Origin of the sequence: Roseobacter sp. MH60115 (assembly GCF_015644665.1) — a bacterium.
Lineage (GTDB): Bacteria > Pseudomonadota > Alphaproteobacteria > Rhodobacterales > Rhodobacteraceae > Roseobacter.
The window spans coordinates 208,159-226,036 of sequence record NZ_JADOBQ010000003.1 but is presented as its reverse complement, the minus strand read 5'-3'; the positions used below and the strand labels follow the sequence as shown (position 1 = coordinate 226,036).

Here is a 17,878-nt window from a genome sequence, read left to right as displayed (position 1 = left end):
GGTAGGGTGGGCTTCAGGCCACCCGTGATCAGCGCAGCGAAGCACGACGCAGCAATTCGACTGCATCGGGATGGTCCAGCAGGTCTTGCTGCACGTCGAGACCTTTCAGCGCGTCATGATGCCCTTGAGGACCCTGGCGATCCCATCCCGCCACAGGGGGCAACAATGGCGCCGTCCGGCCATCCACAAACATGGATTCCGCGGCAATCCCTTCTGCATAAATGATCTGGTGTGTGTCAAAAAGAAGCTGAAAATAGTCGACAAAACCGCCTTGTTGCACTGTCACATTGCGCCCGTTGACCAGATGCCGGGCCTTGACCAGCAATTCGGCGCGGCCCGCACCCAACCGGTCGGTCCGCTGATAGATAAACAGCCGATGGTCCGGGCTCACAATCAGGTCCCGGGCGTTGTTCAGCGTATCCGCCGCAATGCGGATCGGGGCAAACGCACCCACCGCCCGTTGCGTGCTGTGTCCAATCCAGCGGACCTGTTGCACCCCGTCGTCGCGCGTCAGCACCGCGTCTCCCGGCTGCAATTCCTCGATGGGGCGCTGGCGTCCGGATCCCATGGTGATATGCGTGCCGCGCGAGAAGGAGACACAGGCCACCTGCGCCAGTTTGCGGGCGGCGTCGGAACGATCAATCCCGACCAGCTGGTATTCTGTCCTGGCATCCAGCGGCGCCAGAGGCAGGGCAAATACATCCTCCGCATGGCCATCGGCATCCACCTGCACCAGGATCAACACTTCTGTCACCGGCGCGTTCTGCGACATGAAGGTAAGCGCGCAATCCAGATGAACCTCGGCACCCGGCGTGCCCGTTTCGGTATCGGCGCCAACGATCATCTCTTGGCTGTCCGACCGCAGCAGCCCCAGCCGCGCCAGTTCGGTCCCTGTGCGCACCATGTAGATATCATCCATGATCAGGTCATCGGCAAAGCTCAGACCATCCCCTTCGTTCGCGCCAGAGGTCACCACGATATCGGCAGCCCGCAGAACGGAGACGGATTGGCTGGTGGTGATCAAAGACATCCGGCGGTGGTGCTTTCCAAAGGGTGCGTCAAGGCGGTTACTTAGAATTCTGGTCGGTCCCGGTCAACTTCCCGGTGTTTTACTGGTCTCCACCGCGTGGGAGGTGCTACGCATGCGATGAATCACCGGAGGAGCATGACATGGATTTGGGGATTAAAGGTAAACGGGCGGTTGTCTGTGCCTCTTCCAAGGGGTTGGGGTTTGGATGCGCGCAGGCACTGGCGGCTGCGGGGTGCGATCTGATCCTGAATGCGCGCGGCGCAGATGCGCTGGAGGCCGCGGCGGAAACCATTCGCGCGGCCCATGGTGTCTCTGTTCAAACGGTGGCGGCGGATGTGACTGGGGAAGAGGGGCGCGCGGCTGTGCTCGACGCAGCCCGGGACGTCGATATCCTTGTCAACAACGCGGGCGGTCCGCCTCCCGGCATGTGGCACGACTGGGACCGGGAAGATTTCATCAAGGCACTGGATGCCAACATGCTGACGCCCATCGCGATGATCAAGGCGCTGGTGCCCGGCATGATGGAGCGGGGCTGGGGCCGGGTGGTCAACATCACCTCGCAATCGGTCAAGGCGCCGATTCCGCAGCTGGGGCTCAGCAATGCGGCGCGCACCGGGCTGACGGGATATGTCGCGGGCACCAGCCGTCAGGTGGCGGGCTCGGGCGTGACGATCAACAACCTGCTGCCGGGCATCCACGCAACCGACCGGGCCGAGGCGCTGGACGGCCCCGTGGCCAAGCGGGACGGCATCACCATCAAAGAAGCGCGCGCGCGCCGCTCCGCCACCATCCCCGCCGGACGCTATGGCACGGCAGAGGAATTCGGTGCCACCTGCGCGTTCCTGTGTTCACAGCACGCAGGCTTCATCGTCGGGCAGAACATCCTGTGCGATGGCGGCGCCACCAACGCCACGATCTGATCCATGGCGGAACGGTTTTCTCTCAAAGATGCGCTTTTCAATGCCGAGACGGTTGGCCAGCTGGCCAGCGAATACGCCAATGCTGTCCCTGGCTTTGATGCCGACAGGTTCCAGGCGGAGGCGCTCGCCGGATTTCCCGACCGTGAACTGATGGCGCGACTGGACTGGCTCGCCGATTGCATCGAGGCGCAGTTGGCGGGTGACTTTCCGACCATGGCCGAGCAGCTGGAAGCCGCCATGCCGCCGCCATTGGACCCCAGCCTCAAAGACGATGATTTTGGCAAGTTCATTCACGCGGTACCGGGCATTCTGGCCGTGCGGCACGGGCTTGAGGACCATCGGGACCGGGCGATGGAGCTGCTTTACCGCGCCACGCAGCGGTTCTCGATGGAATTCTACATCCGCCCCTTCCTCAACCGCTGGACCGAGGCAACGCTTGCTGATCTGGACACATGGGCCGCGGACCAGAACTACCATGTCCGGCGGTTGGTGAGCGAAGGCACGCGTCCGAAACTGCCCTGGGCCAAGGCCGTGACGCTGACACCGGATCAGACCCTGCCGCTGCTCGACCGGCTGCAGGGGGATTCCACGCGCTATGTGACACGCTCTGTCGCGAACCATCTCAATGACCTCTCGAAAACCCATGACGATCTGGTGCTCGGCAGGCTGTCGGCGTGGCAGGCACAGGCGACGCAGACACCCAAGGAGTTGGACTGGATGACCCGTCACGCCCTGCGCACCCTGATCAAGCAGGGGCATCCGGGCGCGATGACCGCCCTGGGGTTTGACGGCGAGGTGCCGGTGTCCGTCGCCCTTGGTATCGAAACGCCGCAGGTCGCCATGGGGGAGGCCTTGTGCTTTTCCTGCCGTGTCGCGGCGGAGGTCGATCTGCCGCTCCTGGTGGACTACAGGATCACCTTTGCCCGCCCGGGCGGCAAACAGGCGGAGAAAGTGTTCAAGCTGAAGCAGGGCAAGAGCACACCGGCAAAACCCTTCGAGGTGCGCAAGGTTCACAAGCTGAAAGGCGACGCGACGACATTCACACTACATCCCGGCACACATCTGATCACGGTTCAGGTCAATGGTGTGGACCGCGCGCAGGCGTCGTTCGAACTGCGCTAAGGCGGGCTTTGGCTGCACCGGTTGAACCGCGCGCAAGACGATCTGCCCGCGCCGCAGAATGCAACATGAGGCCACAGCGCTTGCGGGCACGGCAAAGGGCTGATAGCCCGTTATCCGATGAAATCTATCGGATTTGGGCGACCACGTGACCACTCCCCCCGCACGGCTGGACATCAGGAACCTGTGCCGCGTCTTTGACGGGCGCGCCGTGGTCGATAATGTCAGCATCGCCATTCAGCCGGGGCAGGTGACCTGCCTGCTGGGCCCGTCTGGCTGTGGTAAATCCACCACGCTACGCATGATCGCGGGCGTGGAAATACAGGACAGCGGCGAGATTTACGTGGACGGTCAGCTGGTCTGCGACACGATTTTCCGCCTGCCGCCGGAGCGGCGCGAGATCGGCCTGATGTTCCAGGATTTCGCCCTCTTCCCGCATCTCAGCGTGGCCGAAAATGTGGCCTTTGGCCTGAAAAAGGCCACCAAAGCCCAGAAACGCGCGCGCGTCGAGGAATTGCTGGAGCGGGTCGACCTCATACGCTTTATCGACGGGTTTCCGCATCAGCTGTCGGGCGGTGAACAACAGCGGGTGGCGCTGGCGCGTGCGCTGGCGCCCCGGCCCAAGATCATGCTGATGGATGAGCCCTTCTCCGGCCTCGACAACCGGCTCCGGGATGGCATCCGGGACGAGACCCTGACCATCCTCAAGGAAGAGAATACCGCCGTCCTGCTGGTCACCCACGAGCCCGAAGAGGCCATGCGCATGGCCGATGAGATCGCCCTGATGCGCGACGGCAGGATCGTGCAGCAGGGCGCGCCCTATAACGTCTACACCCGTCCCGTGGACCGCGCTGCCGTGGCTTTCTTCTCGGATGCAAATGTGCTGCAGGCCACGGTGAGCGGCGCCTTGGCGGAAACCCCCTTCGGCCAGTTTCTCGCCCCCGGGGTCCCGGATGGCACGGATGTGCACATCGTTTTCAGGCCGCAACATCTGCGCATTGATTTCGACCGGAACGGGCAGGGGCCCAAACCGACCGCGACGGATGGCACCGCAGCGCGGGGCGTCGTGCAGCGGGCGCGGTTCATGGGCAATGAAAGCCTTGTGGAATTTGCGATGGACTATGACGGTTCCGTTCTGCGCGCGACGGTGCCCAATGTATTCCTGCCGCAGCCGGGGACCGTCATGTGGCTGACGATCCGGCGTGACAGGTGTTTTGTATTCGATGCCTGAGGGGCACAGAGGAGGATGGCGATGACAAGACTGTTGGTGGAATTCGGGATGGGCACCTCGCTGCGGCGCGGCGACTATACGCAGGCGGCGGTGCGGGGGGTGAAGGACGCGCTCTGGCACAATTCGATCAACCTGGCGGAGCTGTTCGGGTTTGAGAAAACGGATATGCAGATCCGCGTCGACATTGGCGTGCAAAACCCCGAGGCGGTGAATGTGGCCGAGGTGCTCAAGGTCTTTCCCTACGGTCAGGCAGAGGTGCATGTGCAGCACGGCGGGCTGGATATTGCGCGCCCGGAGGGCGAGGGCAACCCGACGATCATGGCCAATGTGGCGCTGACCGTGGGCTTTGACATGGAGCGGGCCGATGGCTGAACAACGTCTGATCATCGAAATGGGCATGGGCAACGACCTGCACGGGCAGGATTACACCAAGGCGGCCAAACGTGCGATCGAGGATGCGTTTCGGCACTCGTCGCTGCCGATCTTTGGTGCGGTTGGGCTGAGCCACGACCAGATGCGGGTTCAGGTCACCGTCGGGGTGCAAGACCCCGAGGCCGTGGATGTGGACACCCTCGTGTCTACCCTGCCGCGGGGCCGCGCAGAGGTGCGCGTGGTCAAGGGCGGGCTGAACGTCGGCACGGACACGGATGACCCGATTGTGATCGCGCAAGCCAGCGTCGAGGCTTTTCTGCCGCCGCAAACCGATTGGCGGCTGCGCGCTCAAAGCCAGTAACTTTTTTTGATAGTTTGGACTATTTTCGGACTTTATGCGTTATCCCTTTACGGGCGCGCTGCATGTCGCGGGCGACCTAATGTTTGAAAAAGGACCAGTACGATGAAAAAATTCGGTATTCTCAGCGCTTTGGGTGTGATGGCAGTGCTGCAGGCCTGCGCAACAACCCCGCAACAACAACGGCAGGTCGGATGTGCCGGCGCCGGTGTCGCCGGTGCTCTGGCCGGTGCTGCTGTTGGCAATCAGCTGGGTGGCGGATCTGGCAGAGATATCCTGACCGCAGGTGGTGCGGTGGCAGGTGGTCTTGCCGGGAACAACGCGGCGGGCTGCTGAGCGCAAAAGCGTTAGCGTCCCACACTCCTTGCGCGGTGACCGATCTGCGACGCCTCAGGGCACGTAGTCGGCCAGCGTCTTTCCGGGCTCATCGACAAAAAGCTCCGGAAGCGCCTCTGCCGTTTGGATCAAATCGACCCGGAACACGCGGAAATCATTGCGCAATTCGCACCAGGATGTGAGCGTCCAGATCCGCCCCCAGTACTCCATGTGCAGGGGGCGGATCGTCCGCGTGGTCACCCGCGCCTCCTTGGAGGTATAGGTCAGGCGCAGTTTCTGCTTGGCCCGGATCGCCGCGCGCAGCGTCGGCATGTGGGCGAACCCGCGTGCGGCATCCGCGAAAGGGTAGACCGCAAATTTCCACTGATCGGCATCGGCGATGGTCTTTGTGGGCAGGACCGCATCAACCTTGTCGGTAAGGCTGAGCGCGGCGGCTTTCAGATCAGGGTCAGCGGCTTCCGCCACAATCGCCATGCCGAGGTTCAGCGCCTCCAGCTCCGCAACGGTGAGGTTCAGCGGCGGCAGGCTTATGGCTTCGGTGATCATGTAGCCCACGCCGCGTTCACCCTCCACCGGCACGCCGGAGGCCACGAGCGTATCCATATCGCGGTAAATCGTGCGGGTTGAGACTTCGAGGGTTTCCGCGATGTCCTGCGCGCGGTGCAGTTTCCCGTCACGCAGGATCTGTATAATGTCGAAAAGGCGGTCAGTGCGGCGCATGGGTCGACCCTGCCACCGACCCGCCGTCTAGTCCATCTGCATCAGAACCGGCGCATGGCGCAACTGCGCTGATCCCTCCGCCATCATGGCAAAGAATGTAGCGAATTCAGGGCGTTCCATTGCCTGCGCTTCGGTGGCCTTGGCCGCCTCAAGCGATGTCCAGAGGATGTAGTCGGTCCAGAGGCCGCTCTCATCGCGCGACAATTGACGGGAGAGGACGGCACCGGTGTCGCGCAGGAAGGCTTCGGTCTTGCGCGCCGCCTGCAACAGGTCTTCGGTTTTGATACCCTCCTTGACGGTGTAGGTCACAATTTCGGCAACCGGCATCTGTGCCGTGCCGCCCCCGGCAGCATCCGCTGCCGCAAAGGGTACAAGGGGGGTAAGACGCGTGAGTCTGCGCATGAACGTATCCTTTCTGTATCTTGCGTTCGACGTGGACATGGCAGACATCAACTGACATAAACCTGTCAGTTGATGTTCAAGGACCGCGATTTCTTGAATAAGTGACGGGCGTTCAAAGCCGTTTGGGCGCATCTGCGCTTTCGGGGCCTGCGGGATTTCCGTAATTCTATACGCGACTTGAGCGGGTCCCTGTTGTCGGGATTCGCACGATATGGGAGAAATGATATGTTGAACAATATTGGTCTGCCGGGCCTGCTGCTGATTGCCGTGGTGGTGCTCGTGCTCTTTGGCCGCGGCAAAATCTCGAGCCTCATGGGCGAAGTGGGCAAGGGCATCACCTCGTTCAAGAAAGGCATCAGCGAAGGCCAGGACGAAATCGCCAAGGCCGAAGAGGCCAAGGACGTCACGCCCGAGACCGAGAAAGACAAGGTCTAAACCATGCTCGATATCGGTTGGACGGAGATGCTGGTCATCGGCATCGTCGCGCTCATCGTTGTGGGTCCCAAGGATTTGCCGGTTCTGTTCCGAAAGCTGGGGCAGGCCGTGGGCAAGGCCAAGGGCATGGCGCGCGAGTTCAGCCGGGCCATGAATGATGCCGCCGATGAAACCGGCATGAAGGACGTGGCCAAGGGGCTGAAAACGGCAACGAACCCGATCAACTCCGCGATGGATGGCGTGAAAAACGCCGCTGCCGATCTGGGGAAGTTCGATCCTGACAGTGAGACCGGCAAGCTGGCCGAGCAGCGGGCAAAAGATACAAAGAAAATTCAGGCCGCGACGGCGCGCGCTGCAGCGGATCGCAAGATGAAAGAGGCGCAGGAAGCGCAGGCCAAGGCGGCCGAGCTTGAGGCCGCGCGCGATGCCGAACCCCCCGCAAAGAGTGAAACATGAGCGCATCTGACGACATTGACGAAAGCGCCGCCCCGCTGATCGAACATCTGGCAGAACTGCGCACGCGGTTGATCCGCTCGGTGATCGCCTTTCTGATCGGCATTGTGCTGGCCTTTACGGTGGCGGAGCCGATCCTGCAGTTCCTCCTGGGGCCGATCGAGGAAACCCTGCGCGAATTGGGCGATCCATCGCCCACGATGCAATATACCTCGCCGCAGGAATACCTGTTTACGCTGTTCCGCATCTCGATGGTCTTTGGCTTTGCGCTGGCCTTTCCGGTGATCGGGGTGCAGCTCTGGCGCTTCGTGGCGCCGGGGCTTTACCGCACGGAAAAGAACGCCTTTCTGCCTTTCCTGATCGCCTCGCCCGTCATGTTCCTGCTGGGCGCATCCTTTGCACATTTCGTCGTGACCCCGCTGGCCATGGCGTTTTTCCTCGGCTTTGCGGATGTGCCTTCGATCATCGCCGATCTTATGGGGTCTATCACCGGTGCCGATCAGGTGCCGGTTGTCGCCGGTGCCGCGCAGGAGGGTATTCGCATTACCTTCTTCGGCAAGGTGAACGAATCCCTAGATATCACGCTGAAATTCATCATGGCTTTCGGGCTTTGCTTTCAGCTGCCCGTGCTTTTGACACTGATGGGCAAGGCCGGGTTGGTGAATGCCGAGGGGCTTGGCAACGTCCGGAAGTATGCTGTCGTGGCCATTCTTGTGCTGGCTGCATTGGTCACGCCGCCCGATGTCATCACGCAGGGCATCCTCTTTACGGTGGTCTACGGGCTCTACGAGGTGTCTATTTTCCTTGTCCGGCGGGTGGAGACCAAGCGCGAAGCTAAGCTGCGCGAGGAAGGTGTCTGGTTCGAGGATGACGATGAAGAAGCCGATGACATCTCCGAGGATCAGCTGAAGTGATCGACGATCCGATGGACCGCATCGCGGCGGCACTGGAGCGCATGGCGCCAGCGCCGCAACCCGCGCCTGATTTTTCCGTGGCGCCGGCCTTTGTTTGGCATGTGGACCCGGATCGTCTGGAGCCGGTACAGCGTGTCGCGCGGGTGGACCTGCCTTTGCTGGTTGGTGTGGACCGATCCCGGGACACCTTGCTGAAGAATACCGAACAGCTTGCCCGCGGGCTGCCGGCGAATAACGCGCTGCTTTGGGGTGCGCGGGGTATGGGAAAATCAAGCCTTGTGAAGGCAATACATGGCAAAGTTCATGCACGACATGAGGTTTTGCGTATCGTGGAACTGCAGCGCGAGGATCTGCCCTCTGTTGGTCGGTTGCTGAACCTGCTGCGCGGCGCACCGTATCGCTTTATCCTGTTTTGTGACGATCTGTCCTTTGGGCATGACGATGCGCATTATAAGAGCCTGAAAGCGGTGCTGGACGGTGGTATTGAGGGGCGACCCGAGAATGTGGTGCTCTACGCCACATCGAACAGGCGTCATCTGATGCCCCGTGACATGATCGAAAACGAGCGTGGCAGCGGGATCAACCCCTCCGAAGCGGTTGAGGAAAAGGTATCGCTGTCTGATCGCTTCGGGCTGTGGCTGGGCTTCCACCCCTGTGACCAGGACCAGTATCTGGAGATGATCCGCGGCTATTGCGATGCCTATGGCGTAAAAATCTCGGAAGATGACCTGCGCGCGGAAGCCATTGAATGGCAGGCCACCCGTGGCGCGCGGTCAGGTCGGGTGGCCTGGCAGTATTTCACCGATTTGGCGGGTAGGCGGGGTGTGGTACTCGCCGATTGACCGGTTGGATCAAGCGAACAACCTCGGCGCGGCGTGCACAGGGCCTGACTGCAGCTCGAATACTTTGCAAAGTTGTGCGCAGTGATTTGCAAACTCGCCTGTCTTGAGTTTCTAGGGAAAATGAGGCTGGGAAGGTTTGGGTAGCCCGATTGAAAGCTGCGTCATGACCGCAAAACACGGCCGCAAAAGGGCGCGTGACCCTCTACTAGGGTAAGATCACGGCATTTCCCCTGCCACTTCAGTGCTTTGACAGTTTTAGACTAATTGAACCGATGCGCCCGTCACTGCAGGTAGGGCATCGGATCAACACTGTCGAAACCTTTGCGCACCTCGAAATGCACGTAGGCGTCGCTGCCACTGCGCAGTTTGGCCATGGGCTGACCGCGTGTCACCTTGGTGCCTTTCTCAACCGAGACATCCGTCACATTCGCATAGACGGTGAGCAGTTCCGGGTCGTGCCGGACGACGATGATCGGCACACCGTCAGCGCTTTTGGTGATTGCAGCCACCGTGCCTGCATCGGCCGCTTTAACGGGCGCGCCGGCATCGGCCTTGATGTTGATGCCTTCGTTCTTGCCCTTGGCGTATTCACGGATGATCGAGCCAGAGACCGGGAACACCATACGCGCGTCAGAGGAGGTTTGCGTCTGCTCTCCCACATCCACGGGCGGCGGGGCGGCAACGGTTTTCTGTGGTTTTGTGTCCGGTAAGGGCTTCACAGCACTGGGCGGCGTCGGTGTCGGAGAGCCCGCGCCGGGTCGGGTCACCGCGGCGGTTGCAACCGGGGCAGGGGCTGCCTGTTTCGCGACCGGGATCAAAAGATACTGCCCTTCACGGATAGCAAAATCCGAGCCCAGACCATTCCATTCCGCCAGTGATTTGACCGGCACCTGATAGAGGCGCGCGATGGTGTAGGCAGTCTCGCCCCGCTCTACCTTGTGGCGGGTGGGCTCTTCGCCGCTTTGCGGGCCCGGGGCTGGTGCCGCTGTTGCGGGGGGCAGGGCGGCGGTTTGCACCCCCTGACCTTCGGGGGCCCGGTTGATCGCATCACCGGCCAGCGTGCCGATGTCGACGTTCCCGGACTGGATCGGGCCTGTCGCCACGGCGCCGGTTGCGGCGGAGGGTTCGGCCACCCGTTTCGGCAGGGCAATCACCTCACCCTGTCGCAGCGGCACGTCGGCCTCGATCCCGTTAAACCGCGCCAGTTCCGGCGTGCTGACGCCGAGGCGCGATGCGATGCTCTGGATCGTGTCACCGCGTTCGGCCACCGCCACCTGATAGTTCGGGTAGGAGATGACGCCGCGATCATCGGGCTGCGGTCGCTCTGCCGTTGTCACGCCGGTTGCTGCGCCTGCGGTACTGAAGCCGCCGAGGCCTCCGCGCAGGTCGAAATCCAGCGGATCGGTACAGGCGGTCAACACCACCAGTGACGTTGCGGTCATCAGCGAAAGGCACGCTCGTCTGCGCGAAATCGTCAGGGTCATCTGCTTGTCCTCAATCGGGCCACGCGTCGGTTGGTCCAACACTTTATAACACCCTTTATAACAGCTTATGTGTCCTTTCCCAAGCCTTCGAGTAAAGGCACGAAACGAACCTGACGCAATTCTTCGTATTCAATGCCTTCTGCCGATTTGCGCACCACGATCAGGTGCTGCACCGCATCGGATTGCCCGACAGGGACCACCATGATGCCACCGACCTTGAGCTGTTCCATCAGGGTGCCGGGCGGGTCCTCTGCGGCGGCGGTGACGATGATGCGGTCGAAGGGGGCCTGATCGGGAATGCCGAAACTGCCATCTGCCGTGATGGCCGTGATGTTGGTTAGCCCCATATCGTCGAAGAGGTCGCGCGCCTCGCGCACCAGGCGGCTGTGCCGGTCGATGGTATAGACACGCCGCGCCAGCTTGCTGAGGATGGCGGCCTGATAGCCCGAGCCGGTGCCGACCTCGAGCACCTTGTCGCGCGGGCTGACGCGCAGGGCCTGGGTCATCAGCCCGACAACCGAGGGCTGGCTGATGGTCTGGCCACAGGCGATGGGCAGCGGCATGTCCTCATAGGCGCGACCCGAAAAGATGCCCCGGATGAACGGCCCGCGGTCAATCGCCTCCATCGCGGAAAGCACGCGTTTGTCTGTGACCCCCTTGGAGCGGAGCGCATAGAGAAACTGCATTTTGCGTTCCGCGTCCTCGCTCATGTGGCGATGCCCGAGAGATGTTCCATCATGTCGTGGGCCGTGAGGTCCGCCCGCATCGGTGTCACAGACACATAGCCCTCAAGGTTGTCGGCAGCGTCCGAGCCGGGCGCCGTGGCGATCTGCTGGTTACCGCCCCTGATCCAGAGGAAGCGGCGGCCCGAGGGGGAGAGATGTGGTTCGGTTGAAAACCCCGTGCCCGGGCGCATGCCTTGCGTGGAGAGGCGGATGCCCTTGACGTCCGCGCCGGTCACCGGCGGGAAATTCACGTTGTAAAACAGCCGGTAGCCGCCGTTTTCTTCCGGCGTGCGGGCCAGAATGCGCCGGACCACCTCGGCGCCATGCTGGGCCGCTGCCTCGAACGGGTTCGCCGTCTTGGCATTGCCGGGGCCGTAGTATTGCGACAGGGCAATGGCGGGCAGGCCCTGCAAGGCGGCTTCCATCGCGCCGCCGATGGTGCCGGAATAGAGCGTGTTTTCTGCGGAGTTATTGCCCCGGTTCACGCCCGACAACACCAGATCGGGGGGCGTGTCCTTCATCACGTCATGCAGACCGGCAAGCACGCAATCGGCGGGTGACCCTTCGGCGGCAAAGCGGCGGGGGCCAAACTCGCTGATCATCATCGGATGGGTGTAGCTGATGCAATGACCAACGCCGGATTGTTCAAAAGCGGGGGCGACCGTCCAGACCTCGCCGCCCTCGCCGGCAAGCTCGGTTGCAATGGCATGAAGCACCTCTAAACCGGGGGCGTTGATACCGTCGTCATTTGTGATGAGAATGCGCATGAATGGGTCCCTTTGCGCCTTGATAGGCGAGGGGTGTGCAGGCGGCAAGGGTGGGTGCCTCCGGCGGGCATATTTATAGTGCCGATGAAACCTGTATCTCTGCCAGAAGCCGTTTCGCCTGCCCAGCGGGATCGTTCAGGGGCGCGCGGTCCTCGCCGGGAAAGAAGCGGGCGCGGGTGGCCGTAGGCATCGGTTCCGGTGTCAGGATGTGAACCCTGGGGCCGGTTTTGATGGTTTCGGCCTGCCAGCTTTTGGCGAGGGTGATTTGCGCGGATTTGGTGGCGCCGTAGCTGCCGAAGAATTTTGCGCCTGCGTTTGGATCATCGAAGAATGCCGCCTGCCCGTTTTGGCCCAGCAGAGGGGCAACATAGCTGATCAGCGTGGCGGTGGCGGTGACGTTGCAGGCGGTGGATTTGGCGAAATCCTTGGCATCAATGTGATCGGCGGGCGCCAAAGGAGCCGCGTGGATGGCGGTGTGCAGCCATAGATCAAGGCTGCCCCAGCGGTCGAAGATACCCCGGCAGAGCGTCGCCATGGCTTCTGCGTTGGTCACATCCATCGGGGCGAGTGTGGCGCTGCCGCCTTGTGCGGTGATCCGGTCGTCCAGCTCTTCCAGCGCGCCGGTGGTTTTGGCCACGGCGATGATGTGGTGGGAGGGGCAGAGGGCTTCGGCGAGGGCGGCGCCAAGGCCACGGGACGCGCCGGTGATAAGGGCTGTTTTTGTCATGCGGCGGTCATGCGCGGGTTGCGCGCGCGCGTCAAGCGCTCTTGCGGTGATAGGTCAGCGTCAGAAGGGCGCAGTGCTCCATCGCCTCCATCGGGGTGGGGGTCGCCAGCGACATGCGCAGGGCCCGCTGGCCGTCATAGTCAAAGGCCTGCGGATAAAGGCTGCGCATCGCCTCCGCGAGGGTGGTCTGGCAATGCACGTAGAGGCTGAAACGATCCGGATCGCTGGCATGCCAGCCACAGCGCAGGGTGGAGCCGATCCGTGGTTTGGCAGGCAGCCATGACGGTTGGCCCCACTTCAGGGTCTCGGTCACCTCGCCGATATCGGCGCGAGCAGCGACGTCATGCAGGGCTTCCCGCAAGGCCGCAAATCGAACCTGTGCGGCTTTGGGCCAGGCTTCAATCGTCGCGGCGATGTCATCGGGTAGGGGGTGCATTCTGTTATTCTGACGCCCTCTGCTGACGGCTATTGTCAGGAGAGGGCTACTCCGCCGCCTTCATCTCGAAACCGCTTTCGATCTGGTCGGCGGGCTCAACCGGGTATTCGCCGGAGAAACAGGCATCACAGTATTGCGGCTGCACGCTGTTGCGGCCATCGGCCTCGCCCACGGCACGGTAGAGGCCATCCAGCGAGATGAACTTGAGGCTGTCCACCTGCAGATGGTCGCGCATTTCCTCTTCGGACATGGTGGCGGCCAGCAGTTTTTCGCGCTGGGGCGTATCCACGCCGTAGAAACAGGGCCAGGCAGTGGGGGGCGAGGCGATGCGGAAATGCACTTCCTTGGCGCCTGCATCCAAGATCATCTCCTTGATCTTGCGGCTGGTGGTGCCGCGCACCACGCTGTCGTCCACCAGAATGACCCGCTTGCCCTTGATCAGCGCGCGATTGACATTGAGCTTCAGCCGTACACCCATGTTGCGGATTTGCTCGGTCGGCTCGATGAAGGTGCGGCCCATGTATTGGTTGCGGATGATGCCCATGGCGTAGGGAATGCCCGAGGCCAGCGAATAGCCGATGGCCGCCGGTGTACCGCTGTCGGGCACGGGGCAGACCAGATCGGCCTCGACGGGAGATTCCTTGGCCAGCTCGCGTCCGATGGCCTCGCGCGTTTCATAGACGGAGCGGCCCCCGAGGATGCTGTCAGGACGGCTGAAATAGACATGTTCAAAGATGCAGAAGCGTGGTTTTTGCGGCCGGAAGGGGAAGTGCGATTCCACGCCGTTGGCGGTGATCACCACCATTTCGCCCGGCTCGATCTCGCGGATGAATTCGCCGCCGATGATGTCCAGCGCGCAGGTCTCGGAACTGAGCGCCCAGCCTTCGCCCACCTTGCCCAGCACCAGCGGACGTACGCCCAGCGGATCGCGCACGCCAATCAGTTTGGTGCGGGTCATGGCGACCACGGAGAAGGCGCCTTCGACCCGGCGCAGCGCGTCCTCCATGCGTTCGGGGATGGTGCGTTGCAGCGAGCGAGCCATCAGGTGGATGATGCATTCGCTATCCGAAGACGATTGAAAGATCGAGCCACGCTCGATCAGCTCGCGCCGCAGGGCGTTGGCATTGGTGATGTTGCCATTGTGCGCAATCGCCGCCCCGCCCATGGCGAATTCGCCAAAGAAGGGCTGCACGTCGCGGATCGCCGTCTGGCCCTTGGAGCCGGTGGTGGAATAGCGCACATGGCCGATGGCCAGCGGGCCGGGCAGGGTTTCCATCACCTTCTGCGAGGTGAAATTGTCGCGCACGTAGCCAAAGCGCCGGGCGGATTGGAACCCGTGTTCCGGGTGATGGCTGACGATACCGCCGGCCTCCTGCCCGCGATGCTGCAGGGCGTGTAGACCGAGGGCCACGAAATTCGCGGCATCCCCGACGCCGATGACCCCGAAAACCCCGCATTCCTCCTTGAGCTTGTCGTCCTCCTCCGCGTCGCGCAGAAAGGAGGTGTCAAAAGGATGTGCGGGAGGCATGATCTTGGACAACGGGGCAGCTCCGAATCCGGTAAGAGGCGTCGCCCCGTATGTAGGGTGTCAGGCGGCTACTGTCACGAAACTATCATGATCTCACGCGGAATTGTCGCCTCGCGGCAACGGTGGCAACACGTCTTGCGGGAAACCTGCAGCTCTCCGCAGAAAAATCAGGCGCCGCAGTTGCCGACAAGCGTTTCATATTGCTGGGTGATCCAACCAAGCGCCTGCTCAGGCTCTGAGTTCTGGATGCGGTCGGAGACTTGCCCAAAAACCACGGCAGAACGGCTTTCATCGACAACGGTGTAGGTTTCGCCTGTGACCACGGTCTCATAGACAAAGAAGGCGATGGCCACGAGCAACACGCCCCGCGCCACCCCAAAGACAAAGCCAAACCCCTGGTCGATGCCGCCAAGGGCGGATCGCTGTACCACCGAGGCAAAGAGCGGCGTAAAAAGCGACACCACGATCAGCGCCACGGCAAAGACGAGGGCAAAGGCGCCGATGATCGACAGCTCGCAGCTGTCTGCGAGGAATTCACCGACAACGGGGATTTCGCGCACCAGCGGTTCCACCTGCGGCGCAAAGAGAAACCCCAGCACAGCAGCGGCGATCCAGCCGACAATCGCCATGACTTCGCGCACAAGCCCGCGCCCGTAGGCCAGAAGCGCCGAGACGATGATGACCAGCGCCACAACGCCGTCAATGATGGTAAAACCTTCCATAGTGCTCAACGCCTCTCCGTTTTTGGCTTTCAGCCTGCGCCAAATATTTCGCCCACAAAGCCGGTCAGATCGCTCATCGTGTTCAGGGAAATCCCGCTGACACCAACAGCTTTGCCGCCCCCGGGGGCAATTGCAGCGGTGAAACCAAGTTTTTGCGCCTCTTTCAACCTGTTTTCGGTCTGAGTGGCGGGACGCAGCGCGCCGGAGAGGCTGATTTCGCCAAAAACCACCGTGTCGGCGGGCAATGCCGCGTCTTCCCGGGCGCTCAGGAGGGCCGCGGCCACGGCGAGATCGGCGGCAGGCTCGGAGACCTTCATGCCGCCTGCGACATTGAGATAGACGTCGAGGCCGGCAAAGGGGATGCCACAGCGCGCCTCCAGCACCGCGAGGATCATGGCGAGCCGCCCGCCATCCCAGCCCACAACCGTGCGGCGCGCCTGTGCATGGGGGGAGGGGGCGACAAGGGCCTGAAATTCCACCAGAACGGGGCGTGTCCCTTCAACCCCGGCAAAGACGACAGATCCAGGTGAGGGTTCCCCCCGTTCAGAGAGAAAGAGCGCGGAGGGGTTGGCGACCTCGGACAACCCCTGGCCGGTCATCTCGAAGACGCCGATCTCATCCGCCGGGCCAAAGCGGTTTTTCACCGCGCGCAGGATGCGGAACTGGTGGCCACGCTCGCCCTCGAAATAGAGCACGGTATCGACCATATGCTCGACCACGCGGGGGCCTGCGATCTGGCCTTCCTTGGTCACATGGCCCACGAGGATCACGCTGATCCCCTTGCGCTTGGCGAAACTGGTCAACTCATGGGCGGCGGCACGGACCTGGCTGACCGAGCCGGGCGCGCTTTCCACATTGTCGGCCCACATGGTCTGGATGGAATCGATGATGGCCAGCTGCGGTTTCTCCGCCTCCAGCGTGGTCAGAATATCGCGTAGGTTGGTTTCGGCGGCCAGCTTTACCGGGGCATCCGCCAGCCCGAGCCGTTGCGCGCGCATGCGCACCTGCGCCGCGGCCTCTTCGCCGGAGACATAGATGGTCTTGAGACCCGAGCGGGCAAATTGCGCCGCGGCCTGTAGGAGCAGGGTGGATTTGCCGATGCCCGGATCGCCACCCACGAGGATCGCAGAGGCCGGTACCAGACCCCCACCCAGAACGCGGTCCAATTCCTCGATCCCCGCTTTGGTCCGGGGCGGCGGGGCCTCTTCGGTCGCAAGATCGGTCAGGACAATCGACGCACCGCGCTTGCCGCCCAGCGATTTGGCTGGACCTTTTGAGATGCCGGCGTCTTCGGAGATGGTGTTCCACTCGCCGCAGGCTTCGCAGCGCCCGGCCCATTTGGTGGTGACATTGCCGCAGGCGGAACAGGAAAAGGAGGGGGATTTTGCCATTCGGCTTTCATGCCCCAGCCGTCCTGCCGCGTCAAAGGGTAAAGCGTGGGCTACTCAGCGGCAACGTTGCTCAGACGCACAACGCGTCCGGCGGTGCCCTTTGCCTGCTTTCGGGCTTCGGGCAATACTTCATCCAACTCACTGACCAGCCGGTCCAGTTGGGACTGCGCCACCGCTTCGTCCATCTCTACCCGGTTCAGCCACTGACGGATGTCGTAGTTCAGCGCCTTGGCATGGTCGAGCCGGTCTTGAAACAGCGCAACCTCCTGCTGCCGCTGCACAAGAAACTCCCGCGCGCGATCTACCTTTTCGTCGGCATAGGCTTGCGCGAGGCTCTGGCTGATCTGGCTCATTTGCGCGGCCACTTCCAGAAGATCGGGCTCCAGACTGCTCAGATCCGGATGATCGCGCAGAAATTCCATGCGCTCCTTGACCGCGTCATATTCCGCCGTGGCTTGAAAAACACCCTTGCGGTCTTCCGCATGGGCCAGCGCATAGGCCCGGGTCACGTCCTCCATGCGCATCGAAAACCCGTGATGCGCTGCCTCCAACCGCAGGATGCGGCTGTTGGTGGGCACGAAAAAGCACAGCACCAGAAGCAAGGCGGTCAAGGCCAGCTGTGCGTACATGCCTGCCTGATCGACCGGCACACCGTTCACACCCACCTGCAGCTCCAGCCAGGGCAGCAGCCCGGCAAACGCCAGTGCGGAACCAATCACCAGCACAATCGCGGAGGTGACGATCAGAAAGAGCGAAAAGGTCTGACAGACAGAGCGGGCAATCGCGACAAGAGGGCGGGCCTGTTCCATGATGAATTACTCCGAACAAAATCACTACAGATCGGCAAGAAAACGCCGGTACAAAGCAAGAATAACATAAAACTGGCGAAAATTATAATGAAAGCAGGATATTGGTGAACGGCGCACCCTATGCGCGAAGATTGTTCGCGGGGCGTGATCAACCGTT

At 62.1% G+C, this 17,878-nt stretch carries 22 protein-coding genes; 10 read left to right on the top strand and 12 right to left on the bottom strand.

The features are described 5' to 3' along the window. Nucleotides 1-28: 28 nt before the first annotated feature. Nucleotides 29-1,030, bottom strand: a complete 1,002-nt coding sequence (locus ISX84_RS11500; protein WP_195820511.1) for a Hint domain-containing protein — start codon at nt 1,028-1,030, stop codon at nt 29-31. A 140-nt stretch (nt 1,031-1,170) separates the two neighbouring features. Here ISX84_RS11500 and ISX84_RS11495 point away from each other — a divergent pair, with 140 nt between their 5' ends. The 6 genes from ISX84_RS11495 (at nt 1,171) to ISX84_RS11470 (ending at nt 5,366) form a co-directional block, all read left to right on the top strand. After that, entirely contained in the window at nt 1,171-1,950 is a 780-nt protein-coding gene (locus tag ISX84_RS11495) for an SDR family oxidoreductase (protein ID WP_195820510.1), read from the top strand. A gap of 3 nt (nt 1,951-1,953) precedes the next feature. Beyond that, nucleotides 1,954-3,072, top strand: coding sequence for a DNA alkylation repair protein (locus ISX84_RS11490; protein ID WP_195820509.1), 1,119 nt, complete (start codon nt 1,954-1,956; stop codon nt 3,070-3,072). Nucleotides 3,073-3,217: 145 nt separating this feature from the next. After that, nucleotides 3,218-4,300 carry an ABC transporter ATP-binding protein gene (locus ISX84_RS11485; RefSeq protein WP_195820508.1) on the top strand — a complete coding sequence of 361 codons (1,083 nt, stop codon included), beginning with the start codon at nt 3,218-3,220 and terminating at the stop codon, nt 4,298-4,300. A 21-nt stretch (nt 4,301-4,321) separates the two neighbouring features. Next, the gene (locus tag ISX84_RS11480) at nt 4,322-4,672 is read left to right on the top strand and encodes a Lin0512 family protein (protein WP_195820507.1); all 351 of its coding nucleotides are present in this window, start codon (nt 4,322-4,324) and stop codon (nt 4,670-4,672) included. Beyond that, entirely contained in the window at nt 4,665-5,033 is a 369-nt protein-coding gene (locus tag ISX84_RS11475; protein WP_195820506.1) for a Lin0512 family protein, read from the top strand. The genes ISX84_RS11480 and ISX84_RS11475 overlap by 8 nt, the downstream gene beginning before the upstream one ends. Nucleotides 5,034-5,135: 102 nt before the next feature. Next, nucleotides 5,136-5,366 (top strand): glycine zipper 2TM domain-containing protein, encoded by a 231-nt coding sequence (locus ISX84_RS11470; protein ID WP_195820505.1) that lies wholly within the window; start codon nt 5,136-5,138, stop codon nt 5,364-5,366. 54 nt (nt 5,367-5,420) lie between these two features. Here the strand turns inward: ISX84_RS11470 and ISX84_RS11465 are convergent, their stop codons facing one another. Beyond that, nucleotides 5,421-6,086, bottom strand: a complete 666-nt coding sequence (locus tag ISX84_RS11465) for a helix-turn-helix transcriptional regulator (RefSeq protein ID WP_195820504.1) — start codon at nt 6,084-6,086, stop codon at nt 5,421-5,423. Nucleotides 6,087-6,113: 27 nt separating this feature from the next. Further along, nucleotides 6,114-6,488 carry a hypothetical protein gene (locus tag ISX84_RS11460; RefSeq protein ID WP_195820503.1) on the bottom strand — a complete coding sequence of 125 codons (375 nt, stop codon included), beginning with the start codon at nt 6,486-6,488 and terminating at the stop codon, nt 6,114-6,116. Nucleotides 6,489-6,713: 225 nt separating this feature from the next. Between ISX84_RS11460 and tatA the strand changes: the two genes are divergently transcribed. From tatA to ISX84_RS11440, 4 genes are read left to right on the top strand one after another with little or no spacing between them, the layout of a single operon-like run. Continuing rightward, nucleotides 6,714-6,923, top strand: a complete 210-nt coding sequence (gene tatA / locus ISX84_RS11455; RefSeq protein WP_195820502.1) for a twin-arginine translocase TatA/TatE family subunit — start codon at nt 6,714-6,716, stop codon at nt 6,921-6,923. A 3-nt stretch (nt 6,924-6,926) separates the two neighbouring features. Further along, complete coding sequence (gene tatB / locus ISX84_RS11450; RefSeq protein WP_195820501.1) at nt 6,927-7,379, top strand: Sec-independent protein translocase protein TatB; 453 nt, start codon at nt 6,927-6,929, stop codon at nt 7,377-7,379. Next, complete coding sequence (gene tatC, locus ISX84_RS11445; protein WP_195820500.1) at nt 7,376-8,290, top strand: twin-arginine translocase subunit TatC; 915 nt, start codon at nt 7,376-7,378, stop codon at nt 8,288-8,290. The genes tatB and tatC overlap by 4 nt, the downstream gene beginning before the upstream one ends. Beyond that, a complete protein-coding gene (locus tag ISX84_RS11440) occupies nt 8,287-9,132 on the top strand; it encodes an ATP-binding protein (protein WP_195820499.1) in 846 nt (281 codons plus the stop codon). Before tatC ends, ISX84_RS11440 begins: the two co-directional genes overlap by 4 nt. 281 nt (nt 9,133-9,413) lie before the next feature. Here the strand turns inward: ISX84_RS11440 and ISX84_RS11435 are convergent, their stop codons facing one another. The 9 genes from ISX84_RS11435 to ISX84_RS11395 form a co-directional block, all read right to left on the bottom strand. Then, nucleotides 9,414-10,616, bottom strand: a complete 1,203-nt coding sequence (locus ISX84_RS11435; RefSeq protein ID WP_195820498.1) for a LysM peptidoglycan-binding domain-containing protein — start codon at nt 10,614-10,616, stop codon at nt 9,414-9,416. Nucleotides 10,617-10,681: 65 nt separating this feature from the next. Further along, nucleotides 10,682-11,326 (bottom strand): protein-L-isoaspartate(D-aspartate) O-methyltransferase, encoded by a 645-nt coding sequence (locus ISX84_RS11430; protein WP_195820497.1) that lies wholly within the window; start codon nt 11,324-11,326, stop codon nt 10,682-10,684. After that, nucleotides 11,323-12,108 carry a 5'/3'-nucleotidase SurE gene (surE, locus tag ISX84_RS11425; protein WP_195820496.1) on the bottom strand — a complete coding sequence of 262 codons (786 nt, stop codon included), beginning with the start codon at nt 12,106-12,108 and terminating at the stop codon, nt 11,323-11,325. Before surE ends, ISX84_RS11430 begins: the two co-directional genes overlap by 4 nt. 73 nt (nt 12,109-12,181) lie before the next feature. Next, on the bottom strand, nt 12,182-12,835 hold the full coding sequence (locus tag ISX84_RS11420; RefSeq protein ID WP_195820495.1) for an SDR family NAD(P)-dependent oxidoreductase: 654 nt from the start codon (nt 12,833-12,835) through the stop codon (nt 12,182-12,184). Between the two features lie 31 nt (nt 12,836-12,866). Further along, nucleotides 12,867-13,271: a DUF1801 domain-containing protein gene (locus ISX84_RS11415; protein WP_195820494.1), complete on the bottom strand. Its 405-nt coding sequence runs from the start codon at nt 13,269-13,271 to the stop codon at nt 12,867-12,869. Between the two features lie 46 nt (nt 13,272-13,317). Next, complete coding sequence (purF, locus tag ISX84_RS11410) at nt 13,318-14,799, bottom strand: amidophosphoribosyltransferase (RefSeq protein WP_195820806.1); 1,482 nt, start codon at nt 14,797-14,799, stop codon at nt 13,318-13,320. 167 nt (nt 14,800-14,966) lie between these two features. After that, nucleotides 14,967-15,521, bottom strand: a complete 555-nt coding sequence (locus ISX84_RS11405; protein WP_195820805.1) for a CvpA family protein — start codon at nt 15,519-15,521, stop codon at nt 14,967-14,969. Nucleotides 15,522-15,550: 29 nt separating this feature from the next. After that, a complete protein-coding gene (radA, locus tag ISX84_RS11400; RefSeq protein ID WP_195820493.1) occupies nt 15,551-16,912 on the bottom strand; it encodes a DNA repair protein RadA in 1,362 nt (453 codons plus the stop codon). A gap of 50 nt (nt 16,913-16,962) precedes the next feature. Then, the gene (locus tag ISX84_RS11395; RefSeq protein ID WP_195820492.1) at nt 16,963-17,721 is read right to left on the bottom strand and encodes a DNA repair protein; all 759 of its coding nucleotides are present in this window, start codon (nt 17,719-17,721) and stop codon (nt 16,963-16,965) included. Nucleotides 17,722-17,878 lie beyond the last annotated feature (157 nt).

What these genes read in the sequence shown, in the direction of transcription:
- ISX84_RS11500 (WP_195820511.1), bottom strand. Translation starts at nt 1,030, where the DNA reads ATGTCTTTGATCACCACCAGCCAATCCGTCTCCGTTCTGCGGGCTGCC.
- ISX84_RS11495 (WP_195820510.1), top strand. Translation starts at nt 1,171, where the DNA reads ATGGATTTGGGGATTAAAGGTAAACGGGCGGTTGTCTGTGCCTCTTCC.
- ISX84_RS11490 (WP_195820509.1), top strand. Translation starts at nt 1,954, where the DNA reads ATGGCGGAACGGTTTTCTCTCAAAGATGCGCTTTTCAATGCCGAGACG.
- ISX84_RS11480 (WP_195820507.1), top strand. Translation starts at nt 4,322, where the DNA reads ATGACAAGACTGTTGGTGGAATTCGGGATGGGCACCTCGCTGCGGCGC.
- ISX84_RS11475 (WP_195820506.1), top strand. Translation starts at nt 4,665, where the DNA reads ATGGCTGAACAACGTCTGATCATCGAAATGGGCATGGGCAACGACCTG.
- ISX84_RS11470 (WP_195820505.1), top strand. Translation starts at nt 5,136, where the DNA reads ATGAAAAAATTCGGTATTCTCAGCGCTTTGGGTGTGATGGCAGTGCTG.
- ISX84_RS11465 (WP_195820504.1), bottom strand. Translation starts at nt 6,086, where the DNA reads ATGCGCCGCACTGACCGCCTTTTCGACATTATACAGATCCTGCGTGAC.
- ISX84_RS11460 (WP_195820503.1), bottom strand. Translation starts at nt 6,488, where the DNA reads ATGCGCAGACTCACGCGTCTTACCCCCCTTGTACCCTTTGCGGCAGCG.
- tatA (WP_195820502.1), top strand. Translation starts at nt 6,714, where the DNA reads ATGTTGAACAATATTGGTCTGCCGGGCCTGCTGCTGATTGCCGTGGTG.
- tatB (WP_195820501.1), top strand. Translation starts at nt 6,927, where the DNA reads ATGCTCGATATCGGTTGGACGGAGATGCTGGTCATCGGCATCGTCGCG.
- tatC (WP_195820500.1), top strand. Translation starts at nt 7,376, where the DNA reads ATGAGCGCATCTGACGACATTGACGAAAGCGCCGCCCCGCTGATCGAA.
- ISX84_RS11435 (WP_195820498.1), bottom strand. Translation starts at nt 10,616, where the DNA reads ATGACCCTGACGATTTCGCGCAGACGAGCGTGCCTTTCGCTGATGACC.
- ISX84_RS11430 (WP_195820497.1), bottom strand. Translation starts at nt 11,326, where the DNA reads ATGAGCGAGGACGCGGAACGCAAAATGCAGTTTCTCTATGCGCTCCGC.
- surE (WP_195820496.1), bottom strand. Translation starts at nt 12,108, where the DNA reads ATGCGCATTCTCATCACAAATGACGACGGTATCAACGCCCCCGGTTTA.
- ISX84_RS11420 (WP_195820495.1), bottom strand. Translation starts at nt 12,835, where the DNA reads ATGACAAAAACAGCCCTTATCACCGGCGCGTCCCGTGGCCTTGGCGCC.
- ISX84_RS11415 (WP_195820494.1), bottom strand. Translation starts at nt 13,271, where the DNA reads ATGCACCCCCTACCCGATGACATCGCCGCGACGATTGAAGCCTGGCCC.
- purF (WP_195820806.1), bottom strand. Translation starts at nt 14,799, where the DNA reads ATGCCTCCCGCACATCCTTTTGACACCTCCTTTCTGCGCGACGCGGAG.
- ISX84_RS11405 (WP_195820805.1), bottom strand. Translation starts at nt 15,521, where the DNA reads ATGGAAGGTTTTACCATCATTGACGGCGTTGTGGCGCTGGTCATCATC.
- radA (WP_195820493.1), bottom strand. Translation starts at nt 16,912, where the DNA reads ATGGCAAAATCCCCCTCCTTTTCCTGTTCCGCCTGCGGCAATGTCACC.
- ISX84_RS11395 (WP_195820492.1), bottom strand. Translation starts at nt 17,721, where the DNA reads ATGGAACAGGCCCGCCCTCTTGTCGCGATTGCCCGCTCTGTCTGTCAG.